Source organism: Stenotrophomonas sp. STEN046 (assembly GCF_056759755.1).
This window is the reverse complement of the sequence record NZ_JBRRDR010000006.1, coordinates 91,495-107,525: the sequence shown is the minus strand read 5'-3', so window position 1 is coordinate 107,525 and position 16,031 is coordinate 91,495. Positions and strand designations below refer to the sequence as shown.

The window sequence follows — 16,031 nt, the reverse complement described above, 5'->3', positions numbered from 1 at the left end:
CACAGGCGGCGGTCGCCGCGTTGCAGTTCCGCCGTGCCGGGGCACGACGGCGTTGTGGGTCGATCAGGCGCCGGCGCCGATGATGCGGTGCACGGCGTCGGTGTAACGCTGCAGCTGCTCCAGCGTCACGAACTCATCGGCGGTGTGGGCCTGGGCGATATCACCCGGGCCGAACACCATCGTGGTGTAGCCACCGGCCGAGAACAGCGATGCCTCGGTCCAGAAGTCCACGGCGTTGCCGATCGGCAGGTCCAGCGCGTCGGCCACGTCGCGCGCCAGCAGGCGGCGGTTTTCGGCTTCGGCGATGTCACCGGCCGGCAGGCTGGGGCCGCGGAAAGTTTCAGTGAACAGCGCCGCTTCCGGCTCGGCGAAGCCGGCGAAGGTAGCCAGCAGTGCATCGATGTCCATCGACGGCAGCGGGCGGAAACCAAAGCGCACTTCCGCAGCGGGCGCGATCATGTTGGCCTTGATGCCCCCTTCCACACGCCCGATGTTGAAGCGCAGCCCGGTCAGGCCGCCGAAGCGCGTCGAGGCCAGCGTTTCCACGTGATCCAGCGCGCGGTTGCCCCAGCGCATGGCCTGGTGCAGCGCGCTGGCGGCGGCATCCTGCTTGCCCGAGGCATGCCCGGCGCGACCGGCGAACTGCATCAGCACCGAGCTGATGCCACGATGCGCCAGCACCGCCTCGCTCATGGTCGGCTCGGCCACCAGCACCGCTTCATACGGAATGCCGCGGGCCAGGAACGCAGCGATGCAGCGCGGATCGTTGGCTTCCTCGTCGCTGGAGAACAGGAATGCGGCATCGCCATCACTGGCATTGGCCGCGGCCACCAGCGCGGCGGCCGCGCCCTTGATGTCGCACACGCCAAGGCCGACCACACGATCGTCCAGGCGGCGCATCACGTGCGGGTCGGCACTCCAGTGCGGCGAGTCCGGCACGGTATCCAGGTGCACGTTGAACAGGTACTTCGGCGTACCGCGCACGGCGTACAGGCTGACCGCACCGGCACCGTGATCGATCACCTCGACGTTGAACCCGGGCAGGTTCGTGCGCAGGTAATCGAAGATGCCGCCGGTGGTGATCGCACGCGGCGGATTCCGGGTGTCGAAGGACACCAGCGCCTGCAGGTGATCGAGCGTCTGTTCAAGCATGAATCAACAATTCCTGTGGAATGCCGCCGGGCATGGCCCGGCGCTACCGGAGCGCGTCTGGTGGAGAGCCCCCTTCTTGTTGAAGGGGGCGCGCCGAAGGCGCAGGGTTAAGGTGAAATGCGCGGGCTCGTGCTCAAGTCAACCACGGTTGACTTGAGCAAAGAGCGTCGAGCTCATGCCGAACAGCTTGATGAAGCCTTCGGCCTCTTCCACGCCCCAGTCGGCCGACTGTGCGTAGGTGGCGCCCTTGGCGTTGAGCAGGTGCGGCGACTTCACCGCCACCGCGTCGACGCGGCCGCCACGGGTCTCCAGCACCACTTCACCGTTCACCTTGGCCTGCGAGGACTTCAGGAAGGCCTCGATATCGGTCTTCAGCGGGTCGTGGTAGAAGCCTTCGTACACCAGCTCCACCCACTTGCGCGCCACGTCCGGCTTGAAGCGGTTCTGCTGCTTGGTCAGCACCGCATCTTCCAGCGCGCGGTGCGCGGCCAGCAGCGACACCAGGCCCGGGGCTTCGAACACGATGCGGCCCTTCAGGCCGATCACGGTGTCACCGGTGTAGACGCCACGGCCGACGCCGTATGGGGCGAACAGCTTGTTGAGCTGGGCCAGGATCTGCTCACCCGGCAGTGCCTTGCCATCGAGTGCGACGGCCTCGCCTTCAACGAACTTCAGGGTCACGGTCAACGCCTGCTCCGGCCACTCGCTGCGCGGTGCGCACCAGCCACGGGCGCCCTCGCCCGGTGCTTCCCAGCGATCGATCTCGCCGCCGGACATGGTCAGGCCCAGCAGGTTCTCGTTGATGGTGTAAGCCTGCTGCTTGGCGCGCACGCCGAAGCCGCGCTCTTCCAGGTACTTCTGCTCGTAGGCGCGGGTCTGGGTGTGTTCCTTCTGGATCTCGCGGATCGGCGCGATGATCTGGTAATCACCCAGTGCCTTCACTGCCAGGTCGAAGCGCACCTGGTCGTTGCCCATGCCGGTGCAGCCGTGGGCGATGATGTTGGTGCCCAGTTCGGCGGCACGCTTGAGCGCGGCATCGACGATCAGGTAACGGTCGGATACCAGCAGCGGGTACTGGCCCTGGTAACCCTCGCCGGCCCACACGAACGGCTTGACGAAGCCGGCCCAGATGGCCGGGCCGCCATCGACGGTGACGTGGCTGGTAACGCCCAGCTCGGCGGCACGCTTCTCGATGAAATCGCGCTCTTCATCATCGACACCACCGGTGTCGGCGAACACGGTATGCACGTTGTAGCCGCGCTCCTGCAGGTAGGGCACGCAGAAGCTGGTATCAAGGCCGCCGGAGAAGGCGAGGACGACGTCTTTGTTGCTCATGGGGGGTATGTCCTGGTAGCGCCGGGCCATGCCCGGCGGATTGTCTGGAATGCTTGAACGGCTGGAGAGAATCAGCGCCCGGCGACCGCTGCCATGATCGCCTTCTGCACGTGCAGGCGATTCTCGGCCTCGTTGATGGCGATGCACTGCGGCGAGTCCATCACCGCGTCGGTGGCCTTGACGTTGCGGCGCAGCGGCAGGCAATGGCTGAACACCCCGTTGTTGGTCAGCGCCATCTTCCGTTCATCGACGATGAAGTGCTTGAACTCGTCACGGATCGGCTTTTCCGGTTCCCAGTTGCCGAAGAACGGCAGCGCGCCCCAGCTCTTGGCGTAGACCACGTCGGCACCGGCATAGGCGCTGTCGATGTCATGGCTGATCTTCAGCGAACCACCGCTCTCGGCGACGTTCTGCTCGGCCCAGCCCATGTAGCGGTCATCGAGGATGTAGTCGGCGGTCGGGCACAGCAGGGTCACGTCCATGCCCATGCGGGTGGCGATGGTCAACGCCGAGTTGGCCACCGCGGTGTTGAGCGGCTTGGGATGGTAGGTCCAGGTCAGCACGTACTTCTTGCCGCGAAGGTCCTGGGTGCCGAAGTGCTCCTGCAGCGCCATCACGTGGGCCAGTTCCTGGCACGGGTGGGTGATGGTCTCCATGTTGATGACCGGCACCGGCGAATACTTCGCGAAGCTGTTCAGCACGATGTCCTGGCGGTCGTAGGCCCAGTCAACGAACTTCGGGAACGCACGCACGGCGATGATGTCGCAGTAGCGCCCCAGCACCTTGGCCACTTCGGCGATGTGCTCCTCGGTGTCCCCGTCCATCACCGTGCCGAGGTTGAACTCGATCGGCCATGCGTCCTTGCCCGGCTGCAGCACCACGGCGTGGGCACCGAGCTGGAAGGCGCCCAGTTCGAAGCTGGTACGGGTGCGCATGGACGGGTTGAAGAACACCAGCGCGATCGACTTGCCCTTGAGCTGGTCGCCGAGCTTGTTGCGCTTGAACAGTGCGGCCTGGGTCAGCAGCGCGTCGAGCTCGCTGCGGCTCCAGTCCTGGGTGTTCAGGAAGTGCTTGGGGGACATCATCTTTCCTTGCATGGCGGCGCCGCTGATCGACGCTGTGGAAGGTGGAAGGGAGAACCAGGAAGCTGGGGTGGAAGGTAAACGTTGCAGATGAAATCTTCGAAGCGCGGAAACGAAAAAACCCAGCCGGCGGGCTGGGTTTTTTTCGGACGAACAGCAGAAAGCTCCGGGTTACCCAGCGAGAATGTGGGGTTCCGGTCGACGGGCACGCGACGTCATGCCAGTGGCCTGGCGGGCGGCGCTGCTGTCGTGCTGGAAGTCGGTGAGCTTCATGGCCGACAATCTTTGCATGCGGCCGGGGCCGGCGCAAGGGGCCGGCGTCGCAGAATCACGGAGTGCCGGCCGCAGCCTGCTCCGAGCCCACCCAGGGCGTGATCGAAACCCGGATCTTCAGCCGGTTGCCCGGGTCTTCCGGCAGGCGGGAGCGGTACTTGGTGCCCTTGTAGACGTAGTCCACGTCGTAGGCGATGGGCCGGCGGAATTCACGCCCGACCGGCACGATGCGGCAGTCGCGGGTCAGCATCGGGCCAGTGTTGGCCGGCGCCGGCGCCGGCGTTTCGGCCGGAACCTCTTCCAGGCCCTCCTCGTCGCTGCGCTTGAACATCGAGCGCACCGAGTCCCACAGGCGGCCGATACGGCCCTTGTCTTCGACCGGCTCCTCGCCGGTCACGTTCACCGGGGCCAGGGTGCGGGTCGAAACCGGCTCGCAATGCTCCTCGGTCCGGGTTGCGCGCAGGGTCTGGAACACCGGCTCCACATTGAGCACCTGGGCGTAGTCGAACTTCACGTTCTCTACGATCACCACCCGGTTGCGGGGCTCGGCCTCCTGGGCCAGGACCACGGCAGGCAGCGCCGACAGGCAGGCCAGGGTCAGCAACGCGGTGGTTTTCATTGGCGAGGAGTGCAGGGACACGGCAATAGTGTAGGCAGTGGTGACCGCAAGGGGCTGAACATTACCCGTCCGCGCCGCTCCTGCCCACCCCACCTTGGGTGGGCTTCAGGTCCACCGGTGGCAGCGCGTCGCCCCAAAGCGCCCCGACACGTTCTAAAATCACAGGCTTGTCCCCCAGACACAGCCCCATGACCCTGCGCCTGCACAACAACCTGACCCGCCAGCTCGAACCGTTCACCCCGCTCGATCCGGCCTGTCCGACCCTGTATGTGTGCGGCCCCACGGTCTACAACTACGTGCACATCGGCAACGCCCGTGGCCCGGTGGTGTTCGGGGTGCTGGCCGACCTGCTGCGGCGGCGCTTCGGCGGCCTGCGCTACGCGCGCAACATCACCGACGTGGACGACAAGATCAACAATGCTGCGCGCGAACAGGGGGTGCCGATCAGCACCATCACCGACCGCTTCGCCGCCGCCTACCGTGAAGACATGGCCGCGCTGGGCGTGGCACCGCCGGACATCGAGCCGGAAGTGACCGCGCACATGGCGCAGATCATCACCATGATCGAGCAGCTCATCGCCAACGGCCATGCCTATACCGCTGAAGGCCACGTGCTGTTCTCGGTGGCCAGCTTCGAAGGCTACGGCAAGCTCTCGCGCCGCGACCCGGAAGAAATGCTGGCCGGGGCCCGCGTCGATGTCGCCCCCTACAAGCGCGACCCGGGTGATTTCGTGCTGTGGAAGCCGTCCAGCGACGACCTGCCCGGCTGGGAATCGCCGTGGGGCCGTGGCCGTCCGGGCTGGCACATCGAATGCTCGGCGATGGCCGCCGCCCATCTGGGCGAAACCATCGATATCCATGCCGGCGGCGTCGACCTGCAGTTCCCGCATCACGAGAACGAGCTGGCGCAGAGCGAATGCGCGCACGGCGGCAGGATCTTCGCCCGCTTCTGGCTGCACAACGGCATGCTCAACTTCGGCGGCACCAAGATGAGCAAGTCGATCGGCAACATCGAGCGCGTGCACGACCTGGTTCGCCAGCATCCGCCCGAAGCGCTGCGCCTGGCCCTGCTGTCGGCCCACTACCGGCAGCCGCTGGAGTGGTCCGATGCGCTGATCGAGCAGTCGGTGCGCACCCTGGACCGCCTGTACGGCACCTTGCGCGAGCTGGCGGCGATCGAGGCGACCGCGCAGATCCCGGCGTCGGTCGAGGCCACGCTGGACGACGATCTGAACACCCCGCAGGCACTGGCTGAAGTGGCCCGCATCGCCGCCGACGCACGTCGTGCCACCGATCCATCCGAGCGGGCCCGCCTGAAGAGCGAACTGCTCGGTGCTGGCCTGGCGCTGGGCCTGCTGCAGGCCGACCCGGCGCAGTGGTTCGGCACCGCCGCCAGCGATGAAGGCGACGATGCACGCATCCAGGGCCTGATCGATGAGCGCGCCGCCGCCAAGCAGGCACGCGACTTCGCCCGCTCCGACGTCATCCGCGACCAGCTTGCCGCCGAAGGCATCGTGCTGGAAGACACCCCGCAGGGCGTGCGCTGGTCGCGCAAGCGCGGCTGACCTGCCCTGCCCCGTGGCCGGTGCGCCGGCACGCCCCTACAGTAGAGACCGTTGTGACCGAATCTCCGTTCCCGCTTGAACCCACTGCCGCCGAGGCCCAGACCGCCATCGCCGAGGAATTCGGCTTCTTCGGCGACTGGTCCGAACGCTACCAGTACCTGATCGACCTCGGCCGCAAGCTGCCGGCCTTCCCCGAAGAATGGAAGAGCGAAGAGCATCGCCTGCTCGGCTGCCAGTCGATGGTCTGGATCGTGCCGGAAGGCAATGCGCAGTCGCTGCGCTTCCACGCCATCAGCGATTCGGCCATCGTCTCCGGCCTGATCTTCCTGGCCCTGCGCGTCTACTCCGGGCGCAGTGCGCAGGAAATCCTGGACACCGAACCCAGCTACATCCAGGACATCGGCCTGGCGCGCCACCTCTCGCCGACCCGCAGCAACGGCGTGGCCGCGATGCTGGCGTTCATCCGCGATACCGCACAGGCCCAGCTGCAGCGCGACCCCTCGTGAGCGCGCCTGCCACGGCCGAAGAGACCGCGCTGGGCCTGCTGTCCCGCCCCGGTTTTGCCAGGCTGCTGGCGTACCGCATCTTCGCGATGCTGTCCTACCAGGTCGTGGCGGTTACCGTCGGCTGGCATATCTATGAAGTCACCCGCAACCCGTTCTCGCTGGGCCTGATCGGCCTGGCCGAGGTACTGCCGTTCTTCTGCGTGGCGCCGTTTGCGGGTTATCTGGTCGACCACCTGCCGCGCCGCCGGCTGGGCATGGCGGCCTGCAGTGGCCTGATCGCCACCGCGCTGGTGCTGACCAGCGTGGCCATGGGCTGGCTGCCGATTGACGGCGTTTGGCCGATCTATGCCGCCATCGCGCTGACCGGCATGGTGCGCGCCTTCCTGTCGCCGATCTACAACGCGCTGTTCGCCCGGGTGCTGGCCCGCGATCAGTTCGCCCGTGGCGCCGGCCTTGGCGCCGTGGTGTTCCAGGCCGGCATGATTGCCGGTCCGGCGCTGGGCGGCGTACTGGTCGGCGTCGCCGGCAAGGGATTGTCCTACGCGGTGGCCACGGTCTTCGCGCTGGTGGCGATGGCCTGCCTGGCCACGTTGAAGGTGGAAGAACCGGTCCACAGCGGCCCGGCCGCGCCGATCTTCAAGAGCATCGCCGAGGGTGCCCGCTTCGTGGTGGGCAACCGGATCATGGTCGGTGCAATGGCGCTGGACATGTTCTCGGTGCTGCTTGGCGGCGTGGTGGCGATGCTGCCGGCATTCCTGCACGAGATCCTGCACCACGGCCCGGAAGGGCTGGGCATCCTGCGTGCGATGCCGGCGCTGGGCTCGGTGTGCGTGGGCCTGTGGCTGGCACGCCATCCCCTGCACCGCAATGCCGGCCGCGTGCTGCTGTTCGCGGTGGCCGGCTTTGGCCTGTGCGTGATCGGCTTCGGGCTGTCGCAGCACTTCTGGCTGTCGGCGCTGATCCTGCTGTTCTACGGGGCATTCGATGGCGTGTCGGTGGTGATCCGTTCGACCATCCTGCAGTTGGCCACGCCGGAAGAAATGCGCGGCCGGGTTTCCTCGATCAACGGCATCTTCATCAGCTCGTCCAACGAACTGGGCGCGTTCTATGCCGGCACGATGGCCAAGCTACTGGGGCTGGTCCCGGCGGTGGTGCTGGGCGGTTTCGCGGTGCTGAGCGTGGCCGGGATCACGGCATGGAAGAACCCGACGCTGCGGAAACTGAATCTGCGCGATCTGCAGTAGCGCTGCGAACAGCGGATTCGGCGGCGCCGGGCGTTTGGCTGGGGCCGTTGCTCTCCCTCGATGTTGGACTTGTCACTTTCTTTTCGCGAAAAGAAAGTAACCAAAGAAACGCTCCGCCATCCGCGAGCCGGCGCTACGCGCCGGTGCCCTGTGCTCCTCGGTCCGTCGAGGGACGGCGCGGAACTCGCTGCGCTCAGACACCCGCGCCTCTTCGCCCTCGCCGGACCTGCGGTGCTCGGCTCGCTACAAGGCGGGCCCAACAGCCGCGAGCGCACGCATGATCGCCCCAGGTAGAGCCAAGCCATGCTTGGCCGTTCTTGCTTTCCTTCTTGCTTTTGCTCTTCCTCTTCCCCCAAGCCTTCGGCCCGAGCCGAGCATGGGCTCGGCTTTACAGCAACCGCGCACGCAGGAAACGGTCGAGAGCCTGTGGGTGGGTCCGGGCAGGACCGTCCGCGGCATGGATGCCGCGGCCGAGCTTACAGGGATGTACTTGCAGCGTGTCCTGCCCGGACCCACCCGCAGGCTCCCCCTAACACCCGCAAGGCGCCGCTCTCCGCAGCCAACCAGCAACCCAACAAAAAACCCGGCCGAAGCCGGGTTTTTCGCATGACGTCACAACGACCGGGAATCAGTCGCCCTGCTGCTTCTGCAGGTGCTCCCAACGCTCCTGGGCGTCGATGGTGCGCTCGGCGGTCAGGCGCGCTTCGAGGCGCTCCAGGCCGATCTCTTCACCGGTGTCCACGCAATACCCGTAGTCGCCTGCTTCCAGGCGCTTGAGGGTGCTGTCGATCTTGCCGATCAGCTTGCGGTAACGGTCACGGGTGCGCAGTTCCAGCGAGTTCTCGGTCTCGCGGGTCGCACGCTCGGCCTCATCGCCGATGTCACGCACTTCCTCACGCAGGTTCTCGATGGTCTGCTTGGATTCCTCCACCAGATCAGCGCGCCAGTTCTGCAGGCGCTGGCGGAAGTACTCCTGCTGCAGCGTGCTCATGTATTCCTCGTCCGAGGCCGGCTTGTAGCCTGCGGGCAGGATCGGGCGGCCAGTGGCCTCGTCGGTCTTGTATTCGACCACCTTGTACTTGCTGCGCGGCGCGGGTGCCGCCGAGCGGGCGGCGACGGCCACAGCGACCTTGCCCACTGGGCGGGTTACGGTCTTCGGAGCGGAATCGGATTTCACGGCGGTTTTAGCAGGCGATTTCGAAACGGGCACGGGATTCTTGGATTGCGGGGCGGTCGATGCGGCAGAAGCGGCGGCCGGGGCCGGCTTGGGGGCCGGTTTGGCTGCTGCCACTGCTGCGGTCTTGGCCGGGACAGACTTGGCCGGAGCCGGCTTGGCAGCTGGCTTCGGTGCGGACTTCACTACGGGGGCCGGCGTCGGCTTGGCCGCCGCCGGTGCAACATTCCTGGCAGCCTTGGCAGCAGGTGCCGGCTTGGCAGCTGCAGCCTTCTTCGCTGCCGGCTTGGCAGCAGGCGGGGCGACAACCTTCTTCACCACCGCCTTGGGCGCTGGCTTGGCGGCTGCCTTCTTCGGTGCCGGCTTGGCGGCGGTCTTCTTCACCGGCGCAGCCTTGCTGGCGACCTTCTTGACCACCGGCGCCTTCTTGCTGGCAGCGGCAGGCTTGGCCTTGACCGGCGCAGCAGGCTTCTTGGCCACTGCCGGCTTGCTGGCCTTGGCCGGCGATTTCTTTGCGGTAGCCTTCCTGGCCGCCGGTTGTGATGACGCTGCCTTGGTCGCCGGCTTGCTGGCCGGCTTCTTGGCAACGGGCTTGGCCGCCAACTTCTTCACAACAGGCTTGGCGGTTTTCTTGGCGGCCTTGACGGCCTTCTTTGCAGTTTTTTTAGCAGCCACGAAACGCTCTTCCTTGGATTCCCCGGGGCCCGGGAAAGCGGGCCTTTATAGCCTACCCGACCGGCAGCAGCAACCTCGGGGGCCCGCTCCATTCAGTCCAGGAGACAACGGGCCCAAAGGCGCGGTCCGACGAACACGGACCGCCTTGCGCGGTACGGAACCTGTCCGGCACCTGGTGGGTGCCGCGAGCGGTCGCAGGTCATTGGCGACATGCGACCAACAGCCCATCCTGCACAAATGCGGCCTTCATGCCAACTGGCATAAGATGACTGGGTGATCTCGCGCCTGCTCATCGCCCTGCTGCGCTTCTACAAGCGCTTCATCAGCCCCCTGCTGGGGCCGCGCTGCCGTTTCGTACCCAGTTGCTCTGAATACGCGATGGAAGCGATCTCGCGCCATGGCCCGTTGCGCGGCAGCTGGCTGGCGGCGCGCCGCCTGGGCCGCTGCCATCCGTTCCATCCCGGCGGCTTCGATCCAGTGCCCGAATCTCCCAACGCCCCCTCTTGCCGTTGCACAGGAAAACACTGACATGTCCTCCACGCTCATCACCAACGCCCGCCTGGTCAATGAAGGCCGCACCTTCGACGGCGACCTGCGCATCGAGAACGGCCGCATCGCGCAGATCGGCTCCGGGCTGACCCCGCGCGACGGCGAGCAGGTGGTGGACGCGGCCGGGCGCTGGCTGCTGCCGGGGATGATCGACGACCAGGTGCACTTCCGCGAACCGGGCCTGACCCACAAGGGTGACATCGCCAGCGAATCGGCCGCGGCCGTGGCCGGTGGCCTGACCAGCTTCATGGATATGCCCAACACCAACCCGCCAACGCTGGATTCGACCATCCTCGAAGCCAAGTACGAGCTGGCACGCGGCCGCGCCTGGGCCAACTACGGCTTTTACCACGGCGCCAGCAATGACAATCTGGAAGCCATCCGCGCACTGGACCCGAAGAAGGCCCCCGGCGTGAAGGTGTTCATGGGCGCCTCCACCGGCAACATGCTGGTGGACAACCCGGAAACGCTGGACGCGATCTTCCGCGAATGCCCGACCCCGATCATCACCCACTGCGAAGACACGCCGATGATCGATGCCAACCTGAAAGCCTTCCAGGAAAAGTACGGCGACGCGCTGACCCCGGAGATGCACCCGGACATCCGTTCGCGCGAGGCCTGCATCAAATCGACGCGGCTGGCGATGTCACTGGCGCGCAGGCACGGCACCCGCCTGCACGTGCTGCACATTTCCACCGCCGATGAGCTGGCGCTGTTCGAGAAGGGCCCGCTGATCCGCGCCGATGGCAGCCGCAAGCAGATCACCGCCGAAACCTGCGTGCACTTCCTGCACTTCGCGCGCCCGGACTATGCAACCAAGGGCAACCTGATCAAGTGCAACCCCGCCATCAAGGACGTGGCCGACCGCGAGGCGATCACCGCCGCGCTGGCCGACGACGTGCTGGACGTGCTGGCCACCGACCATGCCCCGCACACCTGGGAAGAGAAACAGAAGCCCTATGCACAGGCGCCGTCCGGCCTGCCGCTGGTGCAGTACGCGCTGGTCGCCGCGCTCGAGCGCGTGCACGAAGGCAAGCTGACCCGCGAACAGGTGGTACAGAAATTCGCCCATGCACCGGCCCAGCTGTTCGATGTGGAGGAGCGTGGCTTCCTGCGCGAAGGCTATTTCGCCGATCTGGTGCTGGTGGAGGATGTGCCGTTCACCGTCAAGCGTGAGGATGTGCTGTCCAAGTGCGGCTGGTCGCCGTTCGAGGGCACGACGTTCCGTTCGCGCGTCGCCTCCACCTGGGTCAACGGCCAGTTGGTGTGGGACGGCAGCAAGCTGGTGGGCGAACCCGCCGGCCAGCGCATGACCTACGACCGCTGATGCGTCCGGCTCTCATGATAGGGGCGCTGCTGCTGGCAGCCCCCCTGTTTTCCGCACCTTCGGCGCAGGCGCAGGATGGCATCGGCAGCCTGGTCGACAGCCGCGTGGTGTTTCCGGCCAGCGCGTCGCAGGGTGCGCTGGTGATCGGCAAGGTGCCCGCCGGCAGCCGCGTGCAGTACGCCGGCCGCCAGTTGCGGGTGAGTGGCTACGGCAGCGTGGTATTCGGCATCGGTCGCGACGAGAAGGGACCGTTGCAGGTGCAGGTGCAGCGCCCCGATGGTGGCAGCGAGACCGCAACTATCACGGTGACGCCGCGCGACTGGCCAACCGAACGTGTCAACGGCGTGCCGCCGAAGACGGTCAACCCGCCACCGGCCATCGCCGAGCGGATCAAGCGCGAACAGGCGCAGGTGACCGCTGCGCGTGCGCGCGACGACAACCGCACCGACTTCACCCAGACCTTCATCTGGCCGGTGCAGGGCCGCATCAGCGGCCGCTTCGGCAACGCGCGGGTGTACAACGGCCAACCTGGCGCAGGCCACTCCGGCATGGACATCGCGGTGCCGACCGGCACCCCGGTGAAGGCGCCGGCTGCAGGCATCGTGACCTTCGCCGGCCCCGACCTGTACCTGACCGGCGGTACGCTGCTGCTGGACCATGGGTTCGGTGTCAGCTCCAACTTCCTGCACCTGTCACGCATCGACGTGAAGGTTGGCGATCGCGTCGAGCAGGGCCAGGTCATCGCCGCCGTGGGCGCCACCGGGCGTGCCACCGGCCCGCACCTGCACTGGGGCATGAACTGGTTCGACACCCGCATCGACCCGCTGCTGGTGCTGGAACGCAAATAACGTCGCCGGGCATGGCCCGGCGAGCGCAGCGCCTTTACGCTCAGCCGCGCGCGGCCCACCACACGCGCAGCAGGGTGCGCACCGGGGTGGCTTCGATCGGCTTGCCGGCGGCCTGCGCGGCCACCCGGGCACGTGCCAGGCTGGACCACACGCGACGCGGGCGCGGGCCTGGCACGCGGCTGCCCCACCCCTTCAACAGCTGCTGTGCCCAACGCTGCGCAGCGGTGCTGGAATCCTCATCCAGCAGGCTGCGCGGCACACCGGCCACGCCGGCATCCTGCAGGCGCTGGGCCAGTGTCTGCAGCAGCACCGCACGGCCAGCACCATTACGCGGCTTGTCGGCGAACAACGCCGCTTCCACCGCTGCCACTGCATCTGCGTAAGGGGCCAGCGCGCGCTCGGCACCGGCGGCGTCCAATGCCACCGTGCGCGCTTCGATCAGATCGGGCAGCGCCTCGGCCAGCTGCGCCCATGGCGCACGCACCGGCTCCAGCACGCGCCCCAGCGGATGCCGCGAACGCTGCGCGGCCCAGCTTCGCAGCTCCTCGCCCCACCACGCCAGCTTGGCGTCGGCCGGCAGCGGGTCGCCGCTGGTGTTGAGCATGTCGTCGAATTCCTGCAGCAGCGCGAACCACGCCACCGCGATATCGCGGTGCGATTCGGCCACGAACGGCGCGGCCACCGACCATTCCGGCCAACGGCTGCGCCACTTGTCGAGGAAACTGTCCAGCGCGGTACTGCTCACTACGTTGTTCCTTACGGCTGGGCCGGGGCTGCCGGCCGGGTCGGCCAGAGGCTGGCCAGTTGCAGAAGTCCGGCGTTCTCCACCAGCACATCGGCCTGCCAGGCCAGCGGGTCATCGCTGTGCAGGCGGTAGCCCCACAGCGCTGCCACCGAGGGCATGGCGGCGGCACGTGCGGCAATGATGTCGCGCTCGTCGTCACCGACATACACGCAGTCCGCGGCGTCGATGCCGATGGCCTGCGCGGCATGCAGCAACGGCAACGGATGCGGCTTGCGCTCGGCCAGGGTGTCACCGCCAACCAGCACCGCGCAGCGCTGCTGCCAGCCGTACTGCGGCACGATCAGCCGCGCCAGGTATTCGGGCTTGTTGGTGACGATGCCCCACACCGCGCCGGCCGCATCCAGCGCCGCCAGCATGCCGGCGACACCGTCGAACAGCACCGCGTGCTGGCCGATCAGCGCCTCGTAACGCTGCAGGAACTCGGGAACCAGCGCATCGCGCGCGGCCGTGTCCAGTTCCGGGAAGGCGGCCGACACCATCGCCCGCGAGCCTTTGGACACCACCGGACGCAACACTGCCGGGTCGATCGGTGCACGGCCACGCTCGGCCAGCATCGCATCGAGGGTGGCGACGAAGTCCGGTGCACTGTCCAGCAGGGTGCCATCCAGATCGAACAACACCGCGCGTGGGAACCGTGCGGTGGTCATGCGCCCTTGACCGCGTGGGCCAGGTAGTTGATGTCGGTGCGGCTGCCCAGCCGCGCACGGTTGCGCCACGGCTCGTAGGCCATGCCGCTGACATCGGCCAGCTGCAGGTCGGCCTCGCGCAGCCAGCGCGCCAGCTCGGCCGGCTTGATGAATTCCTGGTAGTGGTGGGTGCCCTTGGGCAGCAGCCGCGCCACGTACTCGGCGCCGACGATGGCCACGGCAAAAGCCGCAGCGGTACGGTTGATGGTGGACAGGAACAGATGGCCACCGGGCTTCAGCAGGCGCTTGCAGGCCTCGATGATCGCGCCCGGGTCCGGCACGTGCTCGAGCATCTCCATGCAGGTCACCACGTCGAAGCTGCCCGGCTGCTCGGCGGCCAGATCCTCGGCGGCCTGTACCCGGTAGTCGACGGTGGCGCCGCTTTCCAGCGCGTGCAGGCGAGCGACCTTGACCAGTTCCGGTGCCAGGTCGATGGCGGTGACATCGGCACCGGCCTGGGCCAGCGCTTCGCTCAGCAGGCCGCCGCCGCAGCCGATATCCAGCACCCGTGCACCGCGCAGCGGCACGCGGTCGGCCACGTACTGCAGCCGCACCGGGTTGAGGGCATGCAACGGCTTCTGCGGGCCGTCAGCGTCCCACCAGCGGTTGGCCAGTGCGGCGAACTTGTCGAGCTCGGCCTGATCGAAATTGGAGGAAGCGTGGGGGGCAGTCATGGAGAGTCCTTGCAGCGCCGGGTTCAGGCGCGGATATGACGGATGCGCTCGCGCCACTGGCGCGCATTGGCGATGATGCCCGGCAGGTCCATGCCGACCAGCTCGCGCTGCACCAGCTTTGGCCTGCCGGCAATCCAGACGTCGCTGACCTGCTGGCGGCCGGTGGCGTACACCAGCTGCGACAGCACGTTGTGCAGCGGCTGGGTCTCCAGCGCGGACAGGTCGACGCAGACCAGATCGGCCTGCTTGCCGACTTCGATCGAACCGATGCGGTCGCCGAAGCCCAGCGCACGGGCGCCACCGAGGGTGGACGCGCGCAGGGTGGTGGCCGCATCCAGCGCGGTGGCGTCGTCGGCCACGGCCTTGGCCAGGATCGCGGCGGTGCGGTTCTCGCTGAACATGTCCAGATCATTGTTGCTGGCGCAGCCATCGGTACCGATGGCCAGGTTCACGCCGGCGCGCTGCAGGGCGCAGGCCGGGCAGAAACCGGAAGCCAGTTTCAGGTTCGATTCCGGGCAGTGCACCACGCTGACGCCACGCTCGGCGCACAGGTGGATCTCCGCTTCGGTGAGCTGGGTCATGTGCACCGCGATCAGGCGGTCATTGACCAGGCCCAGCCGATCCAGCCGTGCCAGCGGGCGCTGGCCGTGCAGCTTGATCGAATCGGTGATTTCCTGCGCGGTCTCGTGGGTATGCAGGTGCACCTGCATGTCGAGCTGGTCGGACAGCATCCGCACCCGCTCGAAATTGGCATCGTTGACGGTATACGGCGCATGCGGGGCGAACGCGGTGCCGATCAGGCTGTCGGTGCGCCACTGGTCATGCAGTTCACCGGCCTTGGCAAAGTACTCGTCATCGGTCTTGGCCCAGGCAGTGGGGAAATCGATGATGACCGCGCCGACCAGCGCGCGGAACCCGTGCTTCTTGTAGACCGCGGCCTGCACGTCGCCGAAGAAATAGTTCTCGTTGGCGCAGGTAGTGCCGCCGCGCAGCATTTCTGCGATCGCCAGCGTCGTGCCATCGGCCACGAACTCGGGACCGATCACCGCCGCTTCCACCGGCCAGATGTGCTGCTGCAGCCAGGTCATCAGCGGCAGGTCGTCGGCGACGCCGCGCAGCAGGGTCATCGGGTTATGCGTGTGGGCATTGACCAGGCCAGGCATCAGCGCCGCGTCGGGACGGCTGACCACCTGCGCGGCGTGGAAACGCGCACGGGCCTCGGCACGCGGCAGGATGGCGACGATCTCGCTGCCACGGACGGCCACTGCATGGTCTTCCAGCACCACCGCATGCGGCTCGATCGGGACCACGTAACCGGCTTCGATCAGCAGGTCGCAGGCTTCGGGGAGGTGCGGGCTATCGCTCATGCGGGCTCACTGGCTGGGGGGGCGGCGAGATACTTCTGGGGGACGCGCCCCTGAGTCAGGGGCTGCCGCGAAGCGGCGGGGTCTGGAGACTCGTGAAGCGGGGCCCATGATCTGCCGAAGCAGATCATGGGAGCGCCAGCGCGAATGCGA

General features: G+C 67.2%; 15 protein-coding genes. 6 read left to right on the top strand and 9 right to left on the bottom strand.

Features of this window, described 5'->3' with window-relative positions:
- Nucleotides 1-63: 63 nt before the first annotated feature.
- From ACVOLJ_RS05195 to ACVOLJ_RS05180, 4 genes are all read right to left on the bottom strand, one after another.
- The gene (locus tag ACVOLJ_RS05195; RefSeq protein ID WP_475280257.1) at nucleotides 64-1,152 is read right to left on the bottom strand and encodes an acetylornithine deacetylase; all 1,089 of its coding nucleotides are present in this window, start codon (nucleotides 1,150-1,152) and stop codon (nucleotides 64-66) included.
- 138 nt (nucleotides 1,153-1,290) lie between these two features.
- Nucleotides 1,291-2,487, bottom strand: coding sequence for an argininosuccinate synthase (locus ACVOLJ_RS05190; protein ID WP_481563625.1), 1,197 nt, complete (start codon nucleotides 2,485-2,487; stop codon nucleotides 1,291-1,293).
- 71 nt (nucleotides 2,488-2,558) lie between these two features.
- Nucleotides 2,559-3,569, bottom strand: a complete 1,011-nt coding sequence (locus ACVOLJ_RS05185) for an N-acetylornithine carbamoyltransferase (RefSeq protein WP_475280259.1) — start codon at nucleotides 3,567-3,569, stop codon at nucleotides 2,559-2,561.
- 328 nt (nucleotides 3,570-3,897) lie between these two features.
- Entirely contained in the window at nucleotides 3,898-4,461 is a 564-nt protein-coding gene (locus tag ACVOLJ_RS05180; protein WP_475280260.1) for a hypothetical protein, read from the bottom strand.
- Between the two features lie 188 nt (nucleotides 4,462-4,649).
- Between ACVOLJ_RS05180 and cysS the strand changes: the two genes are divergently transcribed.
- The 3 genes from cysS to ACVOLJ_RS05165 are packed head-to-tail and all read left to right on the top strand — an operon-like array spanning nucleotide 4,650 to nucleotide 7,776.
- Nucleotides 4,650-6,026, top strand: coding sequence for a cysteine--tRNA ligase (cysS, locus tag ACVOLJ_RS05175; RefSeq protein ID WP_481563624.1), 1,377 nt, complete (start codon nucleotides 4,650-4,652; stop codon nucleotides 6,024-6,026).
- A 53-nt stretch (nucleotides 6,027-6,079) separates the two neighbouring features.
- The gene (locus tag ACVOLJ_RS05170; RefSeq protein ID WP_481563623.1) at nucleotides 6,080-6,532 is read left to right on the top strand and encodes a SufE family protein; all 453 of its coding nucleotides are present in this window, start codon (nucleotides 6,080-6,082) and stop codon (nucleotides 6,530-6,532) included.
- A complete protein-coding gene (locus ACVOLJ_RS05165; protein WP_475280263.1) occupies nucleotides 6,529-7,776 on the top strand; it encodes an MFS transporter in 1,248 nt (415 codons plus the stop codon). Before ACVOLJ_RS05170 ends, ACVOLJ_RS05165 begins: the two co-directional genes overlap by 4 nt.
- A 628-nt stretch (nucleotides 7,777-8,404) precedes the next feature.
- Here ACVOLJ_RS05165 and dksA read toward each other — a convergent pair.
- Complete coding sequence (dksA, locus tag ACVOLJ_RS05160; RefSeq protein ID WP_481563622.1) at nucleotides 8,405-9,625, bottom strand: RNA polymerase-binding protein DksA; 1,221 nt, start codon at nucleotides 9,623-9,625, stop codon at nucleotides 8,405-8,407.
- A 273-nt stretch (nucleotides 9,626-9,898) separates the two neighbouring features.
- Here dksA and yidD point away from each other — a divergent pair, with 273 nt between their 5' ends.
- Genes yidD through ACVOLJ_RS05145 form a run of 3 tightly spaced genes read left to right on the top strand, consistent with a single transcriptional unit; the run spans nucleotide 9,899 to nucleotide 12,349 of the window.
- Nucleotides 9,899-10,153, top strand: a complete 255-nt coding sequence (gene yidD, locus ACVOLJ_RS05155) for a membrane protein insertion efficiency factor YidD (protein WP_005414016.1) — start codon at nucleotides 9,899-9,901, stop codon at nucleotides 10,151-10,153.
- A gap of 1 nt (nucleotide 10,154) precedes the next feature.
- A complete protein-coding gene (locus ACVOLJ_RS05150; RefSeq protein WP_481563621.1) occupies nucleotides 10,155-11,501 on the top strand; it encodes a dihydroorotase in 1,347 nt (448 codons plus the stop codon).
- Complete coding sequence (locus ACVOLJ_RS05145; protein WP_481563620.1) at nucleotides 11,501-12,349, top strand: M23 family metallopeptidase; 849 nt, start codon at nucleotides 11,501-11,503, stop codon at nucleotides 12,347-12,349. Before ACVOLJ_RS05150 ends, ACVOLJ_RS05145 begins: the two co-directional genes overlap by 1 nt.
- 40 nt (nucleotides 12,350-12,389) lie before the next feature.
- Here the strand turns inward: ACVOLJ_RS05145 and ACVOLJ_RS05140 are convergent, their stop codons facing one another.
- Genes ACVOLJ_RS05140 through ACVOLJ_RS05125 form a run of 4 tightly spaced genes read right to left on the bottom strand, consistent with a single transcriptional unit; the run spans nucleotide 12,390 to nucleotide 15,881 of the window.
- On the bottom strand, nucleotides 12,390-13,094 hold the full coding sequence (locus tag ACVOLJ_RS05140; RefSeq protein WP_475280267.1) for a squalene/phytoene synthase family protein: 705 nt from the start codon (nucleotides 13,092-13,094) through the stop codon (nucleotides 12,390-12,392).
- Nucleotides 13,095-13,105: 11 nt separating this feature from the next.
- On the bottom strand, nucleotides 13,106-13,801 hold the full coding sequence (locus ACVOLJ_RS05135) for a phosphoglycolate phosphatase (RefSeq protein ID WP_475280268.1): 696 nt from the start codon (nucleotides 13,799-13,801) through the stop codon (nucleotides 13,106-13,108).
- Nucleotides 13,798-14,514, bottom strand: a complete 717-nt coding sequence (gene ubiG / locus ACVOLJ_RS05130; protein WP_475280269.1) for a bifunctional 2-polyprenyl-6-hydroxyphenol methylase/3-demethylubiquinol 3-O-methyltransferase UbiG — start codon at nucleotides 14,512-14,514, stop codon at nucleotides 13,798-13,800. The genes ACVOLJ_RS05135 and ubiG overlap by 4 nt, the downstream gene beginning before the upstream one ends.
- Nucleotides 14,515-14,537: 23 nt before the next feature.
- Entirely contained in the window at nucleotides 14,538-15,881 is a 1,344-nt protein-coding gene (locus ACVOLJ_RS05125; RefSeq protein WP_475280270.1) for a TRZ/ATZ family hydrolase, read from the bottom strand.
- Between the last annotated feature and the right edge of the window lie 150 nt (nucleotides 15,882-16,031).